At 34.4% G+C, this 3,005-nt stretch carries 3 protein-coding genes; 2 read left to right on the forward strand and 1 reads right to left on the reverse strand.

Annotated elements, in window-relative coordinates; genetic code table 11:
- On the reverse strand, positions 1-503 hold a 503-nt coding region (locus P9B04_RS18720), incomplete at its 3' end, for an ACT domain-containing protein (protein ID WP_342056490.1).
- Positions 504-791: 288 nt separating this feature from the next.
- Between P9B04_RS18720 and P9B04_RS18725 the strand changes: the two genes are divergently transcribed.
- Positions 792-2,507 (forward strand): mechanosensitive ion channel family protein, encoded by a 1,716-nt coding sequence (locus P9B04_RS18725; protein WP_342056491.1) that lies wholly within the window; start codon positions 792-794, stop codon positions 2,505-2,507.
- A 266-nt stretch (positions 2,508-2,773) separates the two neighbouring features.
- Positions 2,774-3,005: hypothetical protein (locus tag P9B04_RS18730; RefSeq protein ID WP_342056492.1), on the forward strand; the 232-nt coding region annotated here is incomplete at its 3' end.

Genomic DNA, 3,005 nt, shown 5'->3' on the forward strand with positions numbered 1-3,005 from the left:
CTTTGTCCCCTAACTTTCGGCGAGTCCCCCCAGACTTTTTGAGAAGCTTCTTCTTGTTTGGTTTCTTTTGTGATTGCAATGTGGTGAAAATCGATATTAAATTGCTCTGCAATCTCTCTTAAATTTTCGTGATTACTAATAATTAGAGGAATGTCTCCCCTGATCTCTTTAGCTTTCCATCGCCACAATAAATCTAGTAAACAATGGTTTTGTTTTGTAACAAATAAAGCAAGACGAGGAATGGTATCAGAAAAATGAATTTCCCATACTGCTTGTAGGGGTTCAGCAATAGCATCAAAGTAAGAAGCAATCTTGTCACGGGATAACCTAAATCCTTCTAATTGCCATTCTATTCTTGTTAAAAATAAACCTGCTTCAAAGTCTGTGTGTTGGTCCGCATCGATAATATTACCGCCGTTTTCGTAAATAAAGTTGGCAAATTTTGCCACTAATCCTCGTTGATCGGGACAGGATAGTAGTAGAGTAGCAGTGGGACTATTCATACTTAACAATTGCTTTAGTATTTTCTACATTGTAACTAATATTAGTTAGCTGTTGATCAGTAAATTTATTTAACTTTTATGAAAAAATAATGATTTTTAAGGAGAAAAATTCTGAATTCTTACGAAAAAACAAAAAGAATATAAATTAATATTATTAATCCCAGGTTTAAACTTTAGTATATTATTCATGAATGATAAAGTTGAATGATTATGGGGACTCGAAAGATAAGGTCTGTTTTCATAACAATGTTTTTAACATTGCTTTGTTTACTAAGTCTTCATTTTGGGATGGCAAGCACTGCACAAGTAAAATCAGTTGAGTTTTCAGATATAAATGGGAATAAAGGCTTATTATTTCAACATACACTAACTCAAGTAGATGAAAAAACACCAGAATCTTCTTCTGATAAATTAGAGAATGACGATCCCCCTGCTGTTGTCACATTAGATGGAAAAACTTTATTTGAATTTAAGACAAGTGTTGACGGATTATCCAATCAAGCAAGAGCAGAATTTGCTACAGAAAGAATTAAAGAAGTAGCAGAAGATCGTTCCCTTAGTATGGACGATTTACAGATTAAAAACATTGATGGAATATATATAATTAATGTTAAAAATAATATGATGCTGAGCTTTATTGAAGCTGATGCTAAAGCTAATGATAAACCGTTAGATCAATTATCTAAAAAATATGCCGAAATTGTCAAAAATGCCATCATCGAATATCGCCAAAAAAGGACTTTCTCTTATTTAGGAACAAGAGGATTATTGACATTATTATCAACAATCCTGGTTATTTTTATTTTTCGATTCCTCAATTGGTTTGTCCCGGGTGCATCTCGTCGTATTCTTCAAGGGAGAAGTTTTCTTTTTAGAACCTTAAGAATTCAAAACTGGACACTTATTTCAGTTCGCCGACAAAAAAGAATTGCTATTTTGTTATTAAGGGTATTGCGTGTAATTATTATACTTGTTGTTTTATATTTTTATGTTCCCTTAGTATTAAGTTTATTCCCTCAAACCGAACGTTTAGGTAAAAGCGTTTTCAGTTCATTTTTTGGTGCATTAGGACAGGTTTGGTCAGGATTTATTGATTACTTACCTAACTTATTTTTAATTATCATCACCCTAGTTATAACCCATTATTCAATCCGTTTATGTGATCCATTTTTTAAAGCAATAGAAGAAGAAAGATTGACGATTCCTGGTTTTTATCCTGATTGGGCCCAACCAACATATAAATTAACTGTTATCTTAATTGCTGGCTTAGCATCTGCCATGATTTTTCCTTATTTACCAGGATTTAATTCCCCTGCATTTCAAGGAATTTCTATCTTAGGAGGTGCCTTAGTCACCTTTGGGGGAGCAAGTACCATCGCCAATTTAATCGGGGGATTTGTGGTGATTTATACCCGAGCTTTTCAAATTGGCGATCGCATAAAAATTAATGAATATCGAGGAGTTGTGATCGAAAAAACAGTACTATCAACTCGTATTTGTAACGGTAATAATGAAATTATAACTATACCTAATTCTATTTTAGTGGCCAGCACAATTATTAATTATAGTGCCACAATAAGAGACTTAAAACAGCCCTTAATTATTGAAACAACTATTACATTAGGGTATGATGTTCCTTGGCGTTTGGTGTATGAAACCTTAATGAATTCAGCCTTAGAAACCACCGATATTCTGCACGATCCGAAACCTTATGTATGGCAAACCAGTTTAGACGATTTTTATGTTAGTTACGAACTGCGAGTTTATACTAACAAAACAAAATCCGTTGCGATCGGAGATATATACACCGAATTACATCAACATATTCAAGACAAATGTGCAGAAGTCGGTATCGAAATCCTCTCCCCCCATTATGCTGCGGTTAGAGACGGACATCAAAATACAATCCCTGAAAATTACCTACCCAAAGATTATCAAGCTCCAGGATTCCGTTTGCATCCATTAGAATCATTTTTTAAGCAAGATATTGAGAAAGATAGTTAATTGTTTAATGAGCAGTTAGCAGTTAGTATTCAGCAGTCAGTATTCAGCAATCAGCCGTTTTGCCTTAGTTTTAAGCTGATAGCTGAGAGCTGAGAGCAGTGTTAACTAGCAAAAATACTTACTTTTTTGTTAAGTTTGTTACAACCCAATGGATAGCCTGGCTAATAAGCTGTTGCTAAGAATTATCATTAATCGGTTCTACTAACAAAGAAGACCAATTAATTATTAGGGGTAACTTGACACAAATTTTGATGGTAGAGGATTAAATGAGCAATAGTTTTTTAATGATTCCCGACTCGGTGAGCGATCGCATCGTTTTATTCGATCCTGTTGATGGTTCATTGATTGACGACAATTTTATCGATGGTTCTGTTGATACAGGATTGGGGATTTTTCAAACCCCAATCAACGCCATCCAGGTAAATCGTGAAATTTGGGTATCTGAGTATCTTCTCAAAAAGCCAGGGGTCACTCGCTGCGAAAACTTAGGCCAAACAT

Source organism: Crocosphaera sp. Alani8, from assembly GCF_038442745.1.
Classification (GTDB): Bacteria; Cyanobacteriota; Cyanobacteriia; order Cyanobacteriales; family Microcystaceae; genus Crocosphaera.

Excerpts from the sequence above, each read along its gene's own strand:
- P9B04_RS18725 (WP_342056491.1), top strand. The coding sequence starts at position 792 with ATGGCAAGCACTGCACAAGTAAAATCAGTTGAGTTTTCAGATATAAAT.